The 19713-nt window shown below is 69.0% G+C and carries 15 protein-coding genes and 1 pseudogene; 6 read left to right on the top strand and 10 right to left on the bottom strand.

Annotated elements, in window-relative coordinates; translation table 11 throughout:
- Positions 1-14: 14 nt before the first annotated feature.
- From M2282_RS20160 to M2282_RS20145, 4 genes are read right to left on the bottom strand one after another with little or no spacing between them, the layout of a single operon-like run.
- Positions 15-992 (bottom strand): LLM class flavin-dependent oxidoreductase, encoded by a 978-nt coding sequence (locus M2282_RS20160; protein ID WP_280810541.1) that lies wholly within the window; start codon positions 990-992, stop codon positions 15-17.
- A 45-nt stretch (positions 993-1037) separates the two neighbouring features.
- On the bottom strand, positions 1038-2711 hold the full coding sequence (locus tag M2282_RS20155; protein ID WP_280810540.1) for an FxLYD domain-containing protein: 1674 nt from the start codon (positions 2709-2711) through the stop codon (positions 1038-1040).
- Complete coding sequence (locus tag M2282_RS20150) at positions 2708-4549, bottom strand: VanW family protein (protein ID WP_280810539.1); 1842 nt, start codon at positions 4547-4549, stop codon at positions 2708-2710. The genes M2282_RS20155 and M2282_RS20150 overlap by 4 nt, the downstream gene beginning before the upstream one ends.
- On the bottom strand, positions 4546-5151 hold the full coding sequence (locus tag M2282_RS20145; RefSeq protein ID WP_280810538.1) for a DUF6891 domain-containing protein: 606 nt from the start codon (positions 5149-5151) through the stop codon (positions 4546-4548). Before M2282_RS20145 ends, M2282_RS20150 begins: the two co-directional genes overlap by 4 nt.
- Before the next feature lie 292 nt (positions 5152-5443).
- Here M2282_RS20145 and M2282_RS20140 point away from each other — a divergent pair, with 292 nt between their 5' ends.
- A complete protein-coding gene (locus tag M2282_RS20140; protein ID WP_280810537.1) occupies positions 5444-6460 on the top strand; it encodes a hypothetical protein in 1017 nt (338 codons plus the stop codon).
- A 78-nt stretch (positions 6461-6538) separates the two neighbouring features.
- On the opposite strand, the gene M2282_RS20135 is transcribed toward M2282_RS20140, so the two are convergent.
- Positions 6539-6919: a helicase SNF2 gene (locus M2282_RS20135; protein ID WP_280810572.1), complete on the bottom strand. Its 381-nt coding sequence runs from the start codon at positions 6917-6919 to the stop codon at positions 6539-6541.
- Between the two features lie 237 nt (positions 6920-7156).
- Positions 7157-8002, bottom strand: a complete 846-nt coding sequence (locus tag M2282_RS20130) for an isocitrate lyase/PEP mutase family protein (RefSeq protein WP_280810536.1) — start codon at positions 8000-8002, stop codon at positions 7157-7159.
- A gap of 132 nt (positions 8003-8134) precedes the next feature.
- On the opposite strand from M2282_RS20130, the gene M2282_RS20125 reads away from it, so the two are divergent.
- Both M2282_RS20125 and M2282_RS20120 read left to right on the top strand, forming a co-directional pair.
- Positions 8135-8848 (top strand): YebC/PmpR family DNA-binding transcriptional regulator, encoded by a 714-nt coding sequence (locus M2282_RS20125; protein WP_280810535.1) that lies wholly within the window; start codon positions 8135-8137, stop codon positions 8846-8848.
- A 27-nt stretch (positions 8849-8875) separates the two neighbouring features.
- Complete coding sequence (locus M2282_RS20120; protein WP_280810534.1) at positions 8876-9292, top strand: GFA family protein; 417 nt, start codon at positions 8876-8878, stop codon at positions 9290-9292.
- A 133-nt stretch (positions 9293-9425) separates the two neighbouring features.
- Here M2282_RS20120 and ssb read toward each other — a convergent pair whose 3' ends face one another.
- Positions 9426-9989 (bottom strand): single-stranded DNA-binding protein, encoded by a 564-nt coding sequence (gene ssb, locus M2282_RS20115; RefSeq protein WP_280810533.1) that lies wholly within the window; start codon positions 9987-9989, stop codon positions 9426-9428.
- Positions 9990-10107: 118 nt separating this feature from the next.
- Between ssb and M2282_RS20110 the strand changes: the two genes are divergently transcribed.
- The 3 genes and pseudogenes from M2282_RS20110 to M2282_RS20100 all read left to right on the top strand — a co-directional run bounded on the left by M2282_RS20110 (position 10108) and on the right by M2282_RS20100 (position 15525).
- Positions 10108-11490 (top strand): chloride channel protein, encoded by a 1383-nt coding sequence (locus M2282_RS20110; protein ID WP_280810532.1) that lies wholly within the window; start codon positions 10108-10110, stop codon positions 11488-11490.
- An 18-nt stretch (positions 11491-11508) separates the two neighbouring features.
- Positions 11509-14625 carry an excinuclease ABC subunit UvrA gene (gene uvrA, locus M2282_RS20105; RefSeq protein WP_280810531.1) on the top strand — a complete coding sequence of 1039 codons (3117 nt, stop codon included), beginning with the start codon at positions 11509-11511 and terminating at the stop codon, positions 14623-14625.
- Between the two features lie 10 nt (positions 14626-14635).
- Positions 14636-15525: pseudogene (locus tag M2282_RS20100) on the top strand (DMT family transporter).
- A 13-nt stretch (positions 15526-15538) separates the two neighbouring features.
- On the opposite strand, the gene M2282_RS20095 reads toward M2282_RS20100, so the two are convergent.
- The 3 genes from M2282_RS20095 to M2282_RS20085 are packed head-to-tail and all read right to left on the bottom strand — an operon-like array spanning position 15539 to position 19607.
- Positions 15539-16297 carry a GntR family transcriptional regulator gene (locus M2282_RS20095; RefSeq protein WP_280810530.1) on the bottom strand — a complete coding sequence of 253 codons (759 nt, stop codon included), beginning with the start codon at positions 16295-16297 and terminating at the stop codon, positions 15539-15541.
- A gap of 2 nt (positions 16298-16299) precedes the next feature.
- Positions 16300-18063, bottom strand: a complete 1764-nt coding sequence (locus M2282_RS20090; protein WP_280810529.1) for a glycerol-3-phosphate dehydrogenase/oxidase — start codon at positions 18061-18063, stop codon at positions 16300-16302.
- Positions 18060-19607 carry an FGGY family carbohydrate kinase gene (locus tag M2282_RS20085; RefSeq protein ID WP_280810528.1) on the bottom strand — a complete coding sequence of 516 codons (1548 nt, stop codon included), beginning with the start codon at positions 19605-19607 and terminating at the stop codon, positions 18060-18062. Before M2282_RS20085 ends, M2282_RS20090 begins: the two co-directional genes overlap by 4 nt.
- Positions 19608-19713 lie beyond the last annotated feature (106 nt).

Genomic DNA, 19713 nt, shown 5'->3' with positions numbered 1-19713 from the left:
CCCGATGTGGCGCCCTAGCGGATGCCGGCCAGCAACTCGTAGGACCGCAGCCGCGCCGCGTGGTCGAAGACCTGCGAGGTGATCATCAGCTCGTCCGCCCCGGTGCGCGCGACGAAGGCCTCGACGCCCTGGCGCACCGTCTCGACCGAGCCGACCGCCGAGCACGACAGCACCGAGTCGAGCAGCGCGTTCTCCGCCGGCCCGACCTTCTGGCGGTAGTTCTCCACCGGCGGCGGCAGGCGGCCGGGCCGGCCGCTGCGCAGGTTCACGAAGGCCTGCTGCCACGAGGTGGCGCGAAATTCGGCCTCTTCATCGGTATCGGCCGCGAACACGTTGAAGCCCAGCATCACGTACGGCTTCTTCAGCTGCGCCGATGGCTTGAAGGTCTCGCGGTAGATCTGGATGGCCTGCATGATCTGCTGCGGCGCGAAGTGCGAGGCAAACGCATAGGGAAGGCCCAGGTGCGCCGCCAGCTGCGCGCCGAAGGTGCTGGAGCCGAGGATCCACACCGGCACCTCCAGCCCCTCGCCGGGCACGGCGCGCACCGGCTGCTGCGGCGTCTTCGACATGAAATCCATCAGCTCGACCACGTCCTGCGGGAACTGGTCGGCATCCGATTCGAGGTTGCGGCGCAGCGCACGCGCCGTGCGCTGGTCAGAACCCGGCGCCCGTCCGAGCCCCAGGTCGATGCGCCCCGGATACAGCGAGGCCAGCGTGCCGAACTGCTCGGCAATCACCAGCGGCGAATGGTTCGGCAGCATCACGCCGCCGGCGCCGATGCGGATCGACGAGGTGCCCGCCCCGATGTACGACAGCAGCACTGCCGTCGCCGCGCTCGCGATGCCCGGCATGCCGTGGTGCTCGGCCAGCCAGTAGCGCGTGTAGCCGAGCTTCTCGCCGTGCTGCGCCAGCGAGAGCGAGTTGCGGAACGACTGCGCGGCATCGCTGCCTTCGGTGATCGGGGACAGGTCGAGGATCGAGAACGGAATCATGGACGCCATCATGGCGCGAACCGCCCGCCGCCGTGGCGGCAGGGTCTATTCGGTTTGGTATAGCGTCGTCACGCTCGCGAAGTCGCGGCCGTTCTGGGTGATGTCGACCTGGAACGGCACGCTCTCGCCCGGCGCGATGGCCGGCAGGTTCTCCACCAGCTTGAAGCCGGTGAGCTGCCCGTTGCGGTCGCGCAGGCTCACCCACAGCCGCACCTTGCCGATGATGGCGTTGCCAGGGTTCTTCACGCTGCCTGTGACCTCCACGCTCTTGTAGGTGAAGCGCTGGCTGAAGTTGAGCAGCACGCTGCCCAGCTCGGCCTTGGTGCCCGTCACCTTCACCTCGAGCGGCTTGCGCGGCCCCGGCAATGCGGCGCGTCGCATCGGCTTCCATTCGATGCGGGTCGAGGTGAAGCGCTCCATGTCCTCGGGCTCCAGGAAGATCGGAAAACGCTCGCCCGGGTAGAGGTACGCCAACCCCGTGATGTTCGTCGTACCATGCGCCTTGCTGCCGCTGAAGCGCGAGATCACGCCGCCGGGCGCAAGCACGATCGCATCGGTGCTGCGGTTCACCAGCTCGCCCAGGAAGAGCCTCTGCTGGATGTTGTTGCGCCCATCGACCAGCGGCAACAGTTCGAGATCCTTAGGATCGAAGCGCTCGCTGTCCTCGGCCAGCAGGTCGTCGGTGCCCAGGTGCAGGTCGGGGTTGAAGCTCTCCGGCCCGGCCGCAGTGCGGATCACCCGGTCGGCATTGAGCACCGGTGTGCGCGAGCCCGAGGCATCGATGGTGTTGTAGCCGATGCGGTAGTCCCAGGCCGCGATTGCCGCCGCCCTGCCGAAGCGGGCCACGCTCACATCCACCGAGGTCTGCGCGCCCGGCTTGAGTTCGCTCGCCTGCGCATAGCCATGGCCGAATCCGATCACCTGCCCGGCGTCGTCGTAGAGCGTGGCCAGCACATCGATGCCGCCGAGCGTGGCCGCGTCCTTGCGTGCGTTGTCGATGCGGCCCACCAGCCGCACCCGGTCGCCCTGCTGCACCAGCCGCACGCGCGTGAACGCCAGGCGCGGCCCCTGCACGGCGTTGTAGGGCCCGGACAGCTTCTGCACCTGCAACTCTTGTCGCGTCACGTTCTTTCCGTTCGGCATGTCGATCAGCGCGGGCGCGCTCTCGCCCGGCTCGAGCACGAAGATCGGTAGCGTCTCGGTGCGCTCGTCCACCTTGCTCTCGCCGTCGAAGTACGTGGCCCGTATGCCCGCGCGCGACAGCGGCTTGCCGGTTTCGTTGCGCGCCATCACCAGGAGCTTGGGCTGCGCCGAACTGCCGCTGCCCACGAGCACCTGCCGCGGCTCGCCGAGCTTCAGGCCGTCCACCGGAATGCTGCGGTCGATCGCCGCGGCAACCACGGGCCGCGCCTCGGTGGGCCGTCCCGCATCGATGAACAGGCCGATGACGCGGCCCACGAGCACCACGCCCAGCACGACGGCCACGCCGATGCCGACCTTGCGCAGCATCAGCTTCTGCCGCAGCGCCTCTTCGACCGCGAGCTGCCGGCCCGCTTCGTTCTTGACCTGGTTCAGCACACGTTCGAGCCGGTCGGAGACGTTGTCCTCCACCAGCGTGACCGAGCCGCAGTGGTCGCAGGTGTATTCGTTGAGGCCGGTGCGCTTGAGCACGCTGCTGCCGCATTCGCCGCACTTGAGCGTCTGAAGGTCGATGGTCATGAAACGCTTTCGATGTTCTTGTTGCCGTCCGCGCCGCAGGCGTTCCTCAGTGCCTCGCGCAGACCCTCCACGTTGCCCGCGGCCACTTCGCGCAGGCCCGGCGATCGAGCCAGGCCGCAGGCGCCCGATGCCACCACCGGTACCCCGGCCGCCAGGGCGCGCAGGAGCGCGCGCGGTGCGTGTTCGACGTGCGCGGGAAGCACGACCACGCAGGCACCGGCCAACCCGTCGCCGCGCCAGTGCATGTACTCGACGCTGCCGATGCCGCGCCAGAGTTGGGCATCGTCCGATGGCGAGCCGAGCACGCGCAATCGGCAGGGCCAGCCTTGCAGCGCCGCCGCGAGCTCGCGCGCGCCTTTTCGGGCGAGCGCACTTGCGGCGAAGACGATGAGCGGCGGCGCATCGCCCGAAGCAGCGACAGCGCGAGCGGCGGGCTGCACCCAGTCGAGTTGCAAGGATGTCGCCTGCGGCACCAGCGCGGCCAGATGCGCCGCGATGTCGGCATGGGGTGTGACCACCGTCGCCGCCCGCGCCAGTGCCGCAGCCTCGGCCTGCACGAGCGCGGGGTCGGCGCGAAAGTCGCGCAACGTGGCATCGTCGGGCCAGCGTCTTGCGGCGGCATCGAGCCTGCGCTCGATCTCCGCCATCGGCAACGCGCTGGCCAGCACCGTGACGCGGCGGCCGTCGAGCGCGCCGATCCGCTGCAGATGCGGCAGCAGCGCCTGGTCGATCACGAGTTGCGTGTGCTCGGGCTTCAGGCGCGCGGCAAAGGCGAGCGCCAGCCAGCGCTGGCCGTCGATCAGGCTGCCCTGCCGGCGCCCCGCGTGCCGCGCCCAGAGACGCTGCCACACGGCTCTGCGCAGGCTGGCCCACCACGGCGACTGAACGGATACGGAGCCCTCCGCGGCAGCCTCCCGGTGCCAACCCGTGGCCGACCGGGCGCGCCAGAACGCGAGCCGCAGCGGCACCGGCTGCATGCGATCGGCATCGGCATGGTGTGCGCCGAGGTAGCGCGCGAACTCGGGCGTCCATGCGTCGAGCAGCACGGCCGTGCGCCCTTGCCGGGCAGCAGAAGGAGAAAGCGGCGGCCGATGCCGGAAGCAGGCCGTCTGGTCGCAGCTGAGGCAGCCGCGCGCCAGTGGCAGCGCGCCGCCCACGCCCTCTTCGCGCGCCTGTCGCAGCGCGATCGGCATTGCAGGCATCGTGATCGGCGAGCGGGCGCGGATGCGCAGCACCAGTTCGCCGTCCGTCAGCTCGACCTCGAGCCGCCAGGCATGCCTGGCGCGCAACTTGAGATCGACGTAGTTCCAGAACACCGTCGCATCGACGGCGTCGTCCGCCGCGCCGGCCGCGTGTTCGATGCGCGCGGTGTGCCCATGGCGCTCCACCAGCTCCAGCCCGGCGCGCGCCGCCACGGTCGCCAGTGCATTCGAGAGCTGGCAGAGCCCGCCGGCCAGCGTCGGCACCACGCAGCCGCCGCGCAGTTCACGGCCCTGCACGAAGCCGCGCCAGGCGCTCGGCCGGCCCAGCTGGCGCCAGAAGCTCAGCACCTCGCCGGCGGGCACCTCGATGGCGTCGAAGGCGTGGCGCGCCATGCGCAGGTTCTGCACCTTGCCGGCCACGAGGGGAAATTCGTCCGCGCGTCCGTCGGACCAGAGCGCGGTGCGGTACTGCGCGAGCACCGGCGCGTCGGCCAATGCGTGCGTGCCGCCGTGCCAGCGGCGCGCCGAGGGCCGCAGCGCCTCGCGCAGCGCGTGGGCGCTGGCCAGCAGCCGGGAGCGCAGCCAGAAGTCGATGGCGTCGATGCGGCGCGGCGGCTGCCAGGCCGGGGCGCTCACACCGAGGGGCCTCGCTTGCGCCATTGGCCGAGGTCGGCCTCGATACGTTCGTTGATGTTGCCGCTCCAGTGCGCCTCGAAACCGGCCGCGCGCAGCAGCTCGACGATGCGGTGGCCGATCACCACGGTGTTGGCCTCGCGCTGTTCGATCTCGGGAATCATCCCGCCGCTGAACGCAAGGTGCAGCCGGCCGGTGCGCACCGCGGTGTCCAGATCCTGCGAGTGATAGAAGCAGCAGCCCCGGATGCCCGAGGCCAGCCGCCCCGCCGCGCGCCAGTGTTCCCGCACGTCGTCATGGCCGTCGGAGAGCGTGTTGCCGGCACGGTGCAGGGCAATGACCTTCTCGCTGCGCAACTGGGCGAACACGGCCTCAAGCCGGTCGTACTCGGTCTGGGCGGGCCAGTCGGCCTCGGCCGCGTGCTTCTCGGCGCAGATGCGCGCGACTTCGGCCTTGACCCAGGCGCGGTCCTCGGCCGTGAGCTCGTCGGGGTCGAGGTACTCGTCGGTGACCATCCACTCGACATCTGCATCGGGATAGAAGCCGCACCACACGAGATCGTGAATGCGTCCGCGCGTATCTTCGGGGGCTAGAGTTAGAGCCATGCGTGTTGGGTGGTCGCGTCAGGGGCGACGGGTCATGCTTTCATTTTTCCTGGCGGAAACGTCGTCGTATTTTCGCGTGTCCGCACCACTGTGGCGGAGTAATGCGAAAGCATGAAGTCGGGCGGGTCATCCATTCCGCGCCGCCATCATGATTGATGCGCTGCGGCAAGGCAATGCGCCTTTTGGCGCAGTGAGGGTCTGCCGCACAGCCAGCCGATGCGAACTTTCGGCCAGGTGCCGCACCGGCACGGTGCCGCCGGCGCCCGGCCGCTGGCTATGCTCATCGCCTCCCATGCCCCGCCTTCATCCGTCCGTCGCACTGATCGCCCATCTGTCCGCACAGACGCCGGGCTACGGCTGTGTGTCGCCCGATGGCCGCTACCAGGCGGTGGAAGTCGGCGGCGACACGTTGATCGTCGACGTGCTGGCGCAGCAGATGCACCGGGCGCCCGGCGTGTACCCGCGCGGCTTCGACGACGCGACGCCCGATGGCGCACAGGGCATCGTGCTGCGGGTGGAAGGCGAGGAAACCGCCACGGCCTACCTGCCGGCATGGACCGATCTCCAATGGATTCCGCTGGAGAACGCGGCCGCCGATTTCTGGTCGCCGTGGCCCGATCCGCGCGAGGCCGGCCTGCCGCCGTTGGCCGAGGTGCTGCCTGCCGAATGGACGTCCGACGCGCCGCAAGCCACGGAACGCGTGCGCAAGTCCATCGGTGAATGGGTCGCATGGCTGGTCGCGCTCGCGGTGCTGGGCTTCTTCGCGCTCTTCGGATTCCAGGCGATCACATGGGCCACGGCCGGCGGATGGCAGTGGCTCTGGATGGCGGTCGGCCTGCCGGTGTTCGCGATGTTCTCGGTGCTGACGGTGGTGTTCGTTGTCACCACCTGGCGCGAGCGGCGCCGCGTGCGCGTGGCGCTGGGCGGGATGTCGCTGGCGCGCGGGGAAGGGTTTCGCGTCGGCGAGCCGCTCGAACTGCGCCTGCTGGCAGAAGTGCCCGAAGCCCAGGGCAGCGAGCGCACGGAGGCGCCGGAGCGCATCGCGATGCGGCTGATGCGGCGATCGGTCCGCAGCGACGCTGAGGGCCGCTGGACCGTGGTGGACGAATGCTGCGACGAGGCGGTCGCCATGCGCGACGACACGACGCGCCTCGGCCGGGTGCTCTATGCATGCGAGGTGCGCGCGGAGTCCGCGCGCGCCCCGACCGATGACCCGGCCACGCAGTGGTTCGTCGCACTGCACGACACGGCCGCGCCGGACAGCCCGGCCTTCATGGTCGCTGGCCTGCGTCTGCTGGCCGCTCGCTGACGCAGGTATCCAGGGCCAAGGAAAAAGCCGGCCCATGCTTTCGCACGGCCGGCCTTCAGGAACCGACGCTCGCCGGGATTACAGCGGCAGTGCGTCGCCACGTGCCGCAGCGCGGGCGGCGGCGCGAACGGCGTTGCGGTCCACGGTGCTGGCCACGACGGGGGCCACGCCAGCCGATGCGCCTTCGGCGTACGGGTCGGCGCTGTGTGCGGCGGCGACGGCTTCGGCGCGGACCGCAGCACGGCTGGTCGACGACACGAACACTTGGGCGGGGCCAGAGTTCGCGCCGGTGGCGTACGGGTTGGCGCTGTGCGCGGCAACCACGGCCTGGCTGGCAACGTCGGCGCGGCTGGCGGCCGAGGTCAGTTGATGCACGCCTTCATAGGTTTCGGCGTGGGCGGCGCCGGCAACGGCCATCAGGGCAACAGCAACGGCGGAGAGGATCTTCGAGGCGGTCATTTGGATTTCCTTCAATTCAGTTCAGTTTTTGCTTCGGATGATGTCGAACCGGTCTTGGGTGGGTCACCGTCCCTCCGGGGGGCGGCCACCTCGCTCGGGGCCCTGTTCACCCAGATCGGCTTGGGGGCCGGTCTGTGAATGAATTGTGCGCCGCGATCTACGTAAAAACCCTTAGCAAAGGGAACCGCGGTGTTCACAAAACGGAAACAGTTGAGGTCCAACCATCCCGCGCGATGCTCAGGACATGCCGGTAAAAAGTGCATTGATCTCGCCGACGGACAGCATCCCCGCGCTCATCGCGCGGAAGCCGGCGTCGCTGCCGTCGAAGGCCTCGGTGGCGATGCGGCCGAGCAGCCCGAGCGCCGCCTGCAATGGTCCGCAGCCGAGGCTGACGCGGCGCGCGCCGGCGCCTGCGAGCACCTCGACCGGTGGCGCCTGGGTGTGGCCGGCGTAGACGTTCACGGGCAGTGGCACCGCGGCGGCCAGACCCGCGATTTCGTCGAGCTTCGACATGCCCGGCACGAAGATGCCGTCGGCACCTGCCGCGGCGTAGAGCCGGGCGCGGCGCAGCGTGTCTTCGTAGCGCACGGCGGGATCGTCGTTGGCGACGAAAAAAGTGTCGGTGCGCGCGTTGATGAAGAAGAGCGCGTCCAGCCCGCGCAGCGCGGCGATGCGCTCGCAGAGGATCTCCGGCGGCGCCAGCTCGCGCGTGCCGGGCAGCGTGCCGTCTTCGATGTTGATCCCGGCCACGCCTAGGTCGATGAGCGCACGCACCACCTCGCACACGTCCTGTGTGTCGTGGCCGAAGCCGCGCTCGATGTCGACGCTGACCGGCACGCGGGCCACGCGGCAGATGCGCGCCGTGGCGGCAAGGAGTTCGCTCGCGGGCATGCGCTCGCCGTCCGCGTAGCCCAGCGCCCAGGCCATGCCCGCGCTGGTGGTGCCGATGGCCCGGGCACCGGCACGTTCGACGATGCGCGCACTGGCCGCGTCCCACGCGTTCACCAGGACCAGCGGCTCGGGGCCCGCATGGAGGCGATGGAAAAGTCCTGTCTGCGCTTGTCGTGCGTCGGCGGATGACATGGTGAGGCGACCTGTGCGTTGGTGGGCAAGGAGCCAAGCGTAGGGAGCTCCCGCATCCAGGACTTGGAGAAAACTGCGGTCCGCCATTGCGCTGCGGCTACAGTAGTCGCCCCGAATCGAAGGAACATCGCCATGGGCGCACAGTGGAAAGCAAAACACAAGGATCTGGCCGCCAATGCCAAGGGTCGCTTGTTCGGAAAACTGGCCAAGGAAATCATGATCGCCGCGCGCAACGGCGCCGATCCGGCCTCCAATTCGCGTCTTCGGCTGGTGGTGGAACAGGCCCGCAAGGTCTCGATGCCCAAGGACACGCTCGACCGCGCCATCAAAAAGGGCGCGGGTCTCACGGGCGAGGCGGTGCACTTCGACCATGTGATCTACGAAGGCTTTGCGCCGCACCGCGTGCCGGTGATGGTCGAATGCCTCACCGACAACGTGAACCGCACCGCGCCTGAAATGCGGGTGCTGTTCCGCAAGGGGCAGTTGGGCACCTCGGGCTCCGTGTCGTGGGATTTCGACCACGTCGGCATGATCGAGGCGGAGCCCGCGAATGCCGCGGCCGATGCCGAGGTCGCCGCCATCGAAGCCGGCGCGCAGGACTTCGAGCCGGCCGGCGAAGGCAGCGCCACCGTGTTCCTCACCGACCCCACCGATCTCGACCTCGTGAGCCGCGCGCTGCCGGCCCAAGGCTTCACGGTGCTTTCGGCCAAGCTGGGCTACAAGCCCAAGAACCCGGTCGATCCGGCGAGCCTGAGTGCCGAAGACCTGGAAGAAGTCGAAACCTTCCTCGCGGCCATCGACGCCAACGACGATGTGCAGAACGTGTACGTGGGCCTGGCGGGCTGAGGCGAGCTTCGCTTGCGGGAGACCTCGGTGACGAGCCCCGCCCGCACGCTGGCCGGCCAGTGCCTGTGCGGCGCCGTCCGCTACACGGTGGCCGACGAGTTCACCTATGCCCTCAACTGCCACTGCGCGGACTGCCGGCGCGCGACGGGTTCGGCCTTCAAGCCCTTTGCCGGCATCGAGAGGCACAAGCTGGCCCTCACGCAGGGCAGCGACCAGATCCTGATCCACGGAGAGGAAAACGCCGGCGACATCCATTGCGGCAAGTGCGGCTCGTTCCTGTATTCGGTGGTGCGCGAGGGCATGTTCGTGCACGTCACCTTGGGCACGCTGGTGGACGATCCATCCATCCGGCCCAGCGCGCACATCTTCGTCGGCTCGAAGGCGCCCTGGTTCACGATCTGCGACGACCTGCCGCAGCACCAGGGGCATGTGGGCGGCGACTGAACGACCGGCCCGGCCTCCAGGCCTTGCGCTGCTGCAGCACGGGATCAGGGTGGTGGAGGCAAACAGCTCCGGGCAGAACGCATGTCCGAGGCAGCGATGCAGCCGCCCCGGTCATGCAAGAGAAACGTTCGGATCAGAACGGGATGTCGTCATCCATGTCGTCGAAGCCCGACGACGACTTGGCCGGTGCCTGGCGCGGTGCAGCCGCCGGTGCGCGAGGTGCCGCTGCAGGGGCGCGGGCTGCGTAACCGCCACCGCCGCCACCACCGCCGCCGTTGCCACCCTGCGAATAGCCGCCGCCTCCGCCGCCTTGCGAGTAACCGCCATCGTCCTCGGGACCGCCCGACGGGCCGCCCTGGCCCTGGCGGCTGCCCAGCATCTGCATCTGGTCGGCGCGGATCTCGGTCGTGTACTTTTCGATGCCGTCCTTGTCGGTCCACTTGCGCGTGCGCAGGCTGCCTTCGACATAGACCTGCGAGCCCTTGCGCAGGTACTGGCCGGCGATTTCGGCCAGGCGGCCGTTGAAGACGATGCGGTGCCATTCGGTGGCTTCGCGCATTTCGCCGCTTTGCTTGTCTTTCCAGCGATCGGTGGTGGCCACGGTGACGTTCGCGACCTGGTCGCCGCTCGGGAAGGTACGCATTTCGGGGTCGCGCCCCAGATTGCCGACGACGATGACTTTGTTGACCGATGCCATATGCACTGCCCCTGATAAGTAGATGAAGGAGGAGGAGAAAAAGAACCGGAGATTGTGCCCCAAGGCAGCCGGACGGAGCCTGCGCCATCGCGCCCCGATGCCAGAATGGACCGCACCGATGAACCGAGAACCTGACTTTTTCGAGCATCTGCGCGCCGAGTTGCGCGGCGGCCGCATCTGGCTCGACCGGGCCATCGTGCTGGGCTATGCCATCGCGGCGGGGCTCTTCGTGGTGGGCTTCACCTTCGCGAGCGACTGGGTCTTCGGCCAGTTCCACGCCTTCTACCGCGCCTGGCCCTGGGCCGTGCTGCTGACGACGCCGCTCATCACTGCGGGCATCGTCTGGGCCACGCTGCGGTTCTTTCCCGGCGCGGGCGGCTCGGGCATTCCGCAGATCAAGGCAGCGCTGCACCCGGACCTGCCGGAAGAGCGGCGCCTTGTCTTCGCCTCGCTGCGGCTCACGGTCGCCAAGATCGGCCTGGGCGTGGCCGGCTTCGCGGCGGGCCTGTCGATCGGGCGCGAGGGCCCGTCGGTCCAGGTGGCGGCCGGGGTGATGCAGCACGCGCGGCGCTGGCTGTCGCCCCACACCGCCATCGACGGCCGCGCGCTGCTGGTGGCCGGCGGGGCGGCCGGCATCGCGGCCGCCTTCAACGCGCCGCTGGCAGGCGTGGTGTTCGCCATCGAGGAACTGTCGGGCCGGCTCGAGGCACGCTCCAGCGGACTGATCATCACGGCCATCGTGCTGGCGGGCCTGGTGGCCGTGTCGGCCTTCGGCAATGCCAGCTATTTCGGCGTGATCCGCGTGCAGCGGCTGGGCTGGGACGCGCTGGGGCCGGGCTTGCTGGTCGCCCTTCTGAGCGGCGCGGCCGGTGGCTTGTTCGCGCGGCTCCTGATCGCCTCGCTGACCGGCGCGCCGGGCCGCTTCAACCGGCTGCGGGCGCGCTTTCCGGTGCGATTCGCAGCCGTGGGCGGGCTGGCGGTGGCCGTCATCGGGCTGGTGACGGGGGGCGTCACCTTCGGGGCGGGCTCCGAGGCGGTCAAGCAGATGCTGCAGGGCCACGACGAGCTCACGCCGGTCTACACCGTGCTGAAGTTCGTTGCCACCTGGCTCACGGCCTGGTGCGGCGTGCCGGGCGGCATTTTCGCGCCGTCGCTGTCGATCGGCGCGGGCATCGGCGACGCGGTGGCGCGCCTGACCAGCGGCGACCTGGGGCCGGCGCTCATCGCCATGGGCATGGCCGGCTTCCTGGCCGCGGTGACGCAGGCGCCGCTCACGGCGTTCATCATCGTGATGGAAATGGTCGACGGCCACTCGATGGTGCTCAGCCTGATGGCCGCGGCCATGCTGGCGAGCCTGGTCTCGCGCATGATCAGCCGCCCGCTGTACGACACGCTGGCCGAGCACATGGTCGGCCGCGCCATCGGCGGCACCGGAGCGCCGCCCCCGGCCCCGCCGGAAAGCCCGCCGCCAAGCCCGGCAGAAGCCGCCCGCTCGCCATGAAATGGCTGGCGGACTATCATGTCCGGTTGCCCTCGGACGATCGCCCCCTTGAATTCCAAAGCCACTGAAGAACTCGCCGCCCAAGAGGAAAGCGCACGCGACGCACAACGCGAACGCGACACCTACCTCGGCGCGGTGCTGGCGCAGCAGCGCATCAGCATCCGCGGTGCGCGCACCCACAACCTGAAGAACGTCGATCTCGACATTCCGCGCAACAAGCTGGTGGTGATCACCGGCCTGTCGGGCTCGGGCAAGTCGAGCCTGGCGTTCGACACGCTGTATGCCGAAGGGCAGCGGCGCTATGTGGAGAGCCTGTCGGCCTATGCGCGGCAGTTCCTGCAGCTCATGGACAAGCCCGATGTGGACGTGATCGAGGGCCTGTCGCCCGCGATCAGCATCGAGCAGAAGGCCACCAGCCACAACCCGCGCTCCACCGTGGGCACGGTGACCGAGATCCACGACTACCTGCGCCTGCTCTTCGCCCGCGCCGGCACGCCCTACTGCCCCGACCATCACCTGCCGCTGCAGGCGCAGACGGTCTCGCAGATGGTCGATGCGACGCTCGCCATTCCCGACGAGCCGCGCCTGTTGATCCTGGCGCCCGTGGCGCGCGAGAAGAAGGGCGAGTTCCTCGAGCTCTTCGCGGAGATGCAGGCCGCGGGCTACGTGCGCTTTCGCGTCGATGGCCAGACCTACGAATACAACGACCTCCCCAAGCTCAAGAAGACCGAGAAGCACGACATCGACGTGGTCATCGACCGCCTGCGCGCGCGCCCCGACATGCAGCAGCGCCTGGCCGAGAGCTTCGAGGCCGCGCTGCGCCTGGCCGAAGGCCGGGCGATTGCGCTGGAGCTGGGCGCCGAGGGCACGGCCGACAAGGAGCACCTGTTCAACGCCAAGTTCGCCTGCCCCATCTGCCACTACTCGCTCTCGGAACTGGAGCCGCGCCTCTTTTCGTTCAACTCGCCCGTGGGCGCCTGCCCGAGCTGCGACGGCCTCGGCCACCGCGAAGTGTTCGACCCGGCGCGCGTGGTGGCTTTTCCGTCGCTCTCGATCGCCAGTGGCGCCATCAAGGGCTGGGACCGCCGCAACGGCTATTACTTCAGCATGATCGAGAGCGTCGCGAAGCACTACAAGTTCGACGTCGACGCACCCTTCGAATCGCTGCCCGCCTCGGTGCAGCAGGTGCTGCTGAACGGCTCCGCGGCCGAAGAGATCAAGTTCAACTACACGATGGAATCGGGCAACTTCGCGGGCAAGAAGCTCACGAAGAAGCATCCCTTCGAGGGGATCATCCCCAACATGACGCGGCGCTACCGCGAGACCGATTCGGTGATGGTGCGCGAAGACCTCGCGCGTTTTCGCAACCTGCAACCCTGCCCCGACTGCGGCGGTTCGCGGCTGCGGCGCGAGGCGCGCAACGTGTTCCTGGTCGACGAATCGGCGCGTCCGGCCGATGGCGGCGATCCACCACGGATGGCGATCTTCGAGCTGAGCCACCTCACCCTGCGCGATTCGCTCGCCTGGTTCCAGACGCTCAAGCTGCGCGGCGCCAAGGCCGACATCGCCGACAAGGTGGTGCGCGAGATCGGGCTGCGCCTGAAATTCCTCAACGACGTGGGCCTGAACTACCTGAGCCTGGACCGCAGCGCCGAGACGCTCTCGGGCGGCGAGGCGCAGCGCATTCGCCTCGCATCGCAGATCGGCTCGGGCCTCACCGGCGTGATGTACGTGCTCGACGAGCCCAGCATCGGGCTGCACCAGCGCGACAACGACCGGCTCATCGGCACGCTGAAGCACCTGCGCGACATCGGCAACAGCGTGATCGTGGTCGAGCACGACGAAGACATGATTCACGCCGCCGATCACGTGATCGACATGGGCCCCGGCGCCGGCGTGCACGGCGGACGCGTGATGGCGCAGGGCACCTACGCCGAGGTGTCGGCGAATCCCGATTCGCTCACCGGCCAGTACCTCTCGGGCACGAAGAAGATCGAAGTGCCGAAGCACCGCACCGCGTGGCTGCCGGCCGTGAAGAAGCCGGCCTTCAACGAAGGCAAGAAGGCCTCGCGCTTTCCGCAGAGCCCCGCGGCCGAACGCCGTGCCGCGCGCGAAGCGGCGCACATCGCCTCGCAGACCGACCTGCAGGAAATTCGCGTGGTGGGCGCCACCGGCAACAACCTCAAGAACGTGAGCGTCGCCTTTCCGGTGGGCCTGTTGACCTGCGTGACCGGCGTCTCGGGCTCCGGCAAATCGACGCTGGTGAACGACACGCTCTACACCGCCGTGGCCCGCACGCTCTATCGTGCGCATGAAGAGCCCGCCGAGCACGAGTCGGTCGAGGGCATCGAGTATTTCGACAAGGTCATCAACGTCGACCAGAGCCCCATCGGCCGCACGCCGCGCAGCAACCCGGCCACCTACACGGGCCTCTTCACGCCCATCCGCGAACTGATGGCCGAGACCAACACCGCGCGCGAACGCGGCTACGGCCCGGGCCGCTTCAGCTTCAACGTGGCCGGTGGCCGTTGCGAGGCTTGCCAGGGTGACGGCGTGGTGAAGGTCGAGATGCACTTCCTGCCCGACGTGTACGTGCCCTGCGAGGTCTGCCACGGCCAGCGCTACAACCGCGAGACGCTCGAGGTCCAGTACAAGGGCAGGAACATCGCGCAGATCCTCGAGATGACGGTGGAGACCGCGCACGAGTTCCTGAAGGCCGTGCCGACCATCGAGCGCAAGCTGCGCACGCTGCTGGACGTGGGCCTGTCGTACATCAAGCTCGGCCAGTCGGCCACCACGCTCTCGGGCGGCGAGGCGCAGCGCGTGAAGCTCGCGCTCGAACTGAGCAAGCGCGACACGGGCCGCACGCTCTACATCCTGGACGAGCCGACCACGGGCCTGCACTTCGCCGACATCGAGCTGCTGCTGAAGGTGCTGCACCAGTTGCGCGACGCGGGCAACACCATCGTCGTGATCGAGCACAACTTGGACGTCATCAAGACGGCCGACTGGCTGATCGACATGGGGCCCGAAGGCGGCGCAGGCGGCGGCACGGTGGTGGGCGAAGGCACGCCCGAGGACATCGCGGCGAACGAGGCGAGCCACACCGGGCGTTACCTCAAGCGTTTGCTGTAAGCCTCACAAGATGCCCTCCTTCACTCCGCGCCAGTTCGTACTGCTCGTCCTCCTGACCCTCGCCTGGGGTTTCAACTGGCCGGTGATGAAGCTCGGCGTGGCCGACTATCCGCCGCTCACCTTCCGCGCGATCTCGATCTGGCTGGGCCTGCCGGTGCTGGGCCTCGCGCTGGTGTGGATGAAGGTGCCGTTCCGCGTACCGCGCAGTGCGTGGCCCGAGCTGGTGTGGCTGGGGGCGACCAACATGTTCGTCTGGCACGCCTGCATCATCCTCGCGGTGAAGGCGCTCTCGGGCGGGCGCGCGGCGATCCTGGGATACACGATGCCGGTGTTCTCGGCGGTGATCGGCGCAGTGCTGTTCTCCGCCGTGCTCACGCGGCGTTCATGGATCGGCGTGGGTGCGTGCGCAGTCGGCGTGGGGCTTTTGCTTTGGCACGAGCTCACGGACCTCGCAGGGCGCCCCGGCTATGTGGCACTGGCCCTGGCGGCCGCGGCAACATGGGCGCTGGGCACGCAACTGCTGCGCCGCACGCGCATCGGACTGCCGACGCTCACGCTCTCGTTCTGGATGACCGCGATGACGGCCGTCGTGATGACGGTGCTCTCGCTGCTGTTCGAGCGCGACCAGTGGCGCTGGCCAGGCCCGGTGGCCTGGGGATCGATCCTCTACAACGCGGTGCTGATCTTCGGCTTCGCGCATGCCGCGTGGTTCTATCTCGCGCGCGGCCTGCCGCCGGTGGCCTCGACGCTGAGCGTGATGTTCATCCCCGTGCTCGGCGTGTTAGCGGCGCGGTGTGGCTCGGCGAGGTCGTGCACTGGCAGGACTGGGTCGCGGTCGCGCTGATGATGGTGGCCATCGCCTCCGTGCTCTGGCCCTCGCGCAACACCGTCAAGGCCTGACGGAGAAGAGAACTCAGGTCGTCGTCTGCACGTGCAGGCGGCTTTCCTTGCAACGGTGCAGCGCGCGGTAGTGCTCCAGCGGCCGGCCATTGGCTCCATAGGCGATCGACTCGATGCGCAGCAGCGGCTCGGGCTGCGGCAGGTCGAGCAGCTTGCAGGTTTCGGCATCGGGCAGCACCGCATCGATCCAGCGTTCGGCGCGCACCAGGCGCAGGCCGTATTGGCGGCGCAGCACGTCGTAGAGCGAGCGGTCGTCCAGCCGCGTGCGGTGCAGCCCGGGCGCGAGGTCCGCCGGCACCACCGTCTCGACCAGCAGGCGCAGTTCGCCATCGACACTGCGAAGACGCTTGAGCGCAACGACCTGCGCTTCGGGGTCCGTGAGCCCGAGCGATGCGGCCTCCTGCTCGGTGGGCGCGCGCAGTTCCTGCGTGAGGATCTGCGTGCGCACCGAGCGGCCCTTGCGTTCCATCTCGTCGGAGAAGCCGAGCACGGTGGAGACGAAATCCTCGTCGCGCTCGCGCGCCGACACGAAGGCGCCGCGGCCCTTGATCTTGTAGATGAGGTTGTTGCGCACCAGGTCGGCCAGCGCTTCGCGCACCACGATGCGCGAGATGCCGAACTGGTCGCCCAGCTCCGCTTCGGATGGCAGCTTGGCGCCGATGGGCAGCACGCCCTGCAGGATCTGCAGGCGCAGCGCATCGCGGAACTGGGCCCACAGCGGGGACTCGGAGTTGCGGTCGAGCACGGTCGAGATGTCGTTGGGACTGTTCACTTTTAGGATTGGCCGAGGGCGGAGCTGGCCATCAATGATGCATCGAATGAGGGTTCCACGTCGGGCGGCACGGCCTGCAAGCGCACGTTGTGGCGCTCGCGCAAGGCGGTGGCGCAGGTGCTCAGTTCCTTGTGCGCGCGAGGCGCGTCCCAGCCCAGCGCCTCGGCCGCGATACCCGAGATTTCGGCGAGCGCGGCATCGGTGACGAGGCCGCGAATGGCCAGCAGCGTGCGGCGGATCACCAGGTCGTCCAGGTGCACCACGCCGGTTTCCAGGCACAGGTACGAGAGCTCGGCGGCCGAGTAATCGGGCGCATGTTGCAACGGCACGTCGCCCGAGGCGGCGAGGCGCTGCGCGAGCGGCAGCGCCTTCGATCCGTAGCGCGCGAGCAGCGTCAGCGCCCGGGTGCGGTCCATGCCCGAGGCGGCCATCATCTTCTCGATGAAGCGGTCGGTCGCGGCCGCATCGGCCGGCAGGTCCGCGCCGCCGCCGATGGGCAACAGCTCGGTCGATGCGGTGCGCGAGCGCCCCAGCAGCTGCAGCACCTCGGTGGTCGCTTCTTCGGCGAGCGAGCGGAAGGTGGTCCACTTGCCGCCGACGAGGCCGACGATGGGAATGTCGCGCGTCGCGTTCGGCGGATCGATCACCACCGAATGGTCGCGCGAGATCTGGCCCGGCTTGTCGGCATCGGAGCGCGCGAGCGGCCGCACGCCGACGTAGGTGTAGACCACGTTGTCGCGGCCGAAGGCCATGTTGGGGAACACCTCGCGCAGCACGTCGATGAGGTAGTCGACCTCGGCAGGCTCGGTAACGATCTGGTCCGGGTCTTCCACCGGGATGTCGGTGGAGCCCACGAGCACGCGGTCGAGGAAGGGATAGACGATGCACACGCGCCCGTCCACCGCCTCGAAATACGCCATGCGGCCGTCGAGCGCATCGCGCAGCGCGGGATGGTCGAGCACCAGGTGCGAGCCCTTGGTGCCCATCACGCGCGGACCGGCGCCGCCCAGCACGGCCGCGCTGCGGTCCAGCCACGCGCCGGTGGCGTTCACCACGGTGTCGGCGGTCACGCGCACGAGCGCGCCGGTGAGTTCGTCGCGCAGCGTGAGGATGTTGCCCGCGCAGCCCATCACGCGGCAGTAGTTGGCGGCGGCGGAGCGCGGCTGGTCGCGGCAGGCATCGCCGATGAGTTCGAGGATGAGCCATTCGGGATGGCTGATCCACGCATCGAAGAAGGTCGCGGTCCAGCGGATCGCCGCGCGAAAGAGGCCGCGGTCGTTGGTCGGCACGCGGCTGATGCGGTGCCCGGGCATCACGCGCTGGCGGCGGCCCAGGATGTCGTAGAGCCGCAGGCCCAGCGCCACTGCCAGCAGGCCGCGCGTGCGCTGCGGCGGCGTGCGGCCGAAGAACTTGAGCGCACTGCTCATGAGGCCGCCGAAGAAATTCGCGAGCGGCACCACCGTCTTGAGCGGGCGCACCAGGTGCGGCGCGTTGCGCAGCAGCAGGTTGCGCTCACGCGTGGCCTCGGCCACCAGCGAGAAGCTGCCGTTCTCCAGGTAGCGCAGGCCGCCATGGATCATTCGCGAGGGCGCGCTGCTGGCGCCGGCGCCGAAGTCGCCCTTGTCGACGATGAGGCAATCCACGCGCTGCAGCGAGAGATCGCGGAATACGCCGACGCCGTTGATGCCGGCACCGACGATCACGGTCGAAAAATGACGGTCCGCGAGCGACGCGGGGCGCACAAAAGGAAGTTGCCATGCGCTCATTCGAAAACCTCCGCGCTGCGAGCTGCGGTGCGAGCGCCTTCGGGCGGCCGTGCGGCGCTCTGCGCACCGCCCGCGATGTGGGTGAATACAGGTGACATGCTGTCGATCAGTTCGTTGAAATCGGCGTTGAAATCCGCATGGGCGCTTGCGCTCCTTGCATAGGGCTCGATCGTTTCGCAGGGCGCCAGGAGCGCGCTGCCCTCGGCCGCGTCGTCCAGGCCTTGCGACATGGCGGCGTAGAGCGCGGCGCCGCGCGCGCCGGTCTCGTCGTCGGCGCAGCATTCGACCGGCCGGCCCAGGAAGGAGGCCAACAAGCGCACGAGGCGCGCATCGCTCGCACCGCCGCCCAGCACGGTCGATGCGGTCACCGAGAGGCCGCCCGCTGCGAGGCGCGCCGTGTGGCGCGCATGCAGCGCCGCCACGGCGTCGACGACGGCGCGCGCCATGTCGGCACGGGTGTGATGGCTCTTGAGGCCGACGAAGCCTGCCGTCACGCCACCACCACCGTTGATGAAGGGCGCAAAACGCAGGCCGTTGGCGCCCAGCGGCACCGTCATCGCCAGGTCGACCACCGCGCGCGCATCGGGCAGCCCGAGCGCACCGGCGAGCCATGCGATGTTGGCCATCGAGGAGGGGCTGTTCTCCATGTAGAGCCGCTCGCGCATGCGGCCGAAATTCACGATGGAGGCAACGGCGGGCTTGGGCGCGATCACCGGCCCGATGACCGCATTGACGCACCAGGTGCCGAAGACCTGCACCGCGCGGCCGCGCCCCTCGGCGCAGATCGCGGTCATCGAGGCGAGCAGGTCGATGGCGCCCATCGCCACCGGAATGCCCGCAGGCAGGCCGCAGAGCGCCGCTTCGGAAGGCCGCAGTTTTCCGATCACCGTGCCGCTCGGCACGATCGGGCCAAAGTTGTGCGCGCCCAGGTCGTTGAGGCCCGAGGCATCGAAGGCGGTCTGCGACCAGCCGCCGCTGGCAAGCGACACCAGCCCGGCGGTGCTTGCATCGCTCGCGTCGGTGGCGATTTCGCCGGTGAGCAGAAAGCCGAGGTAGTCCTTGGCGAACAGCAGGCGGCGCAGATCGCCGCGCTGCACGGCATCGGTGCCCAGCAGTTCGGCAGCGATCACGGTGGGTTGGCCCGGCCACGGACGGCAGCCCACATCCTCAAACAGGCGTTCGCCGTGGCTCGCCGAGAGCGCACGTGCACGGGCATCGGCGCGCTGGTCGGTGGAGGCGACGGCGCGGCCGCCGACGAGCTCGTTGCTCGCATCGAGCGCGTAGAGGCCGGCGCCGTGGCCGGTGCAGGCCATGGCGCGAACCTCTGCGGCGCGCGGCCCGAGCTGGTGGGCGACGTCGCGCAGCACGTGGGTGAGCGCGGCGCGGATGGCCGTGGCTTGCACTTCGCAGCCGCCGCCGGCGAGCCGGTCGTGCGGCAAAGGCATGCGGGACAGGGCAACGGCGCGGCCGCTTCCGGCTTCGAGGGCGAGCGCCTTCAGGCTGCTTGAGCCCATGTCCACGCCGATCAGTATGTTTGGCATCATGTCATAACAGCTTCGGCGGAATAAAAGCGCATCGCCAGTAGCGTTTCCCCTAGTACTCGACCCAATCGGGCCGCGATTACATTCTAGCCTGTCATAACAACTGATG

Origin of the sequence: Variovorax boronicumulans (genome assembly GCF_029892485.1) — a bacterium.
GTDB classification, from domain to species: Bacteria; Pseudomonadota; Gammaproteobacteria; order Burkholderiales; family Burkholderiaceae_C; genus Variovorax; species Variovorax boronicumulans_B.
Note: the sequence above shows the minus strand (reverse complement) of the source record. Positions and strands in the feature narration are given on the sequence as shown.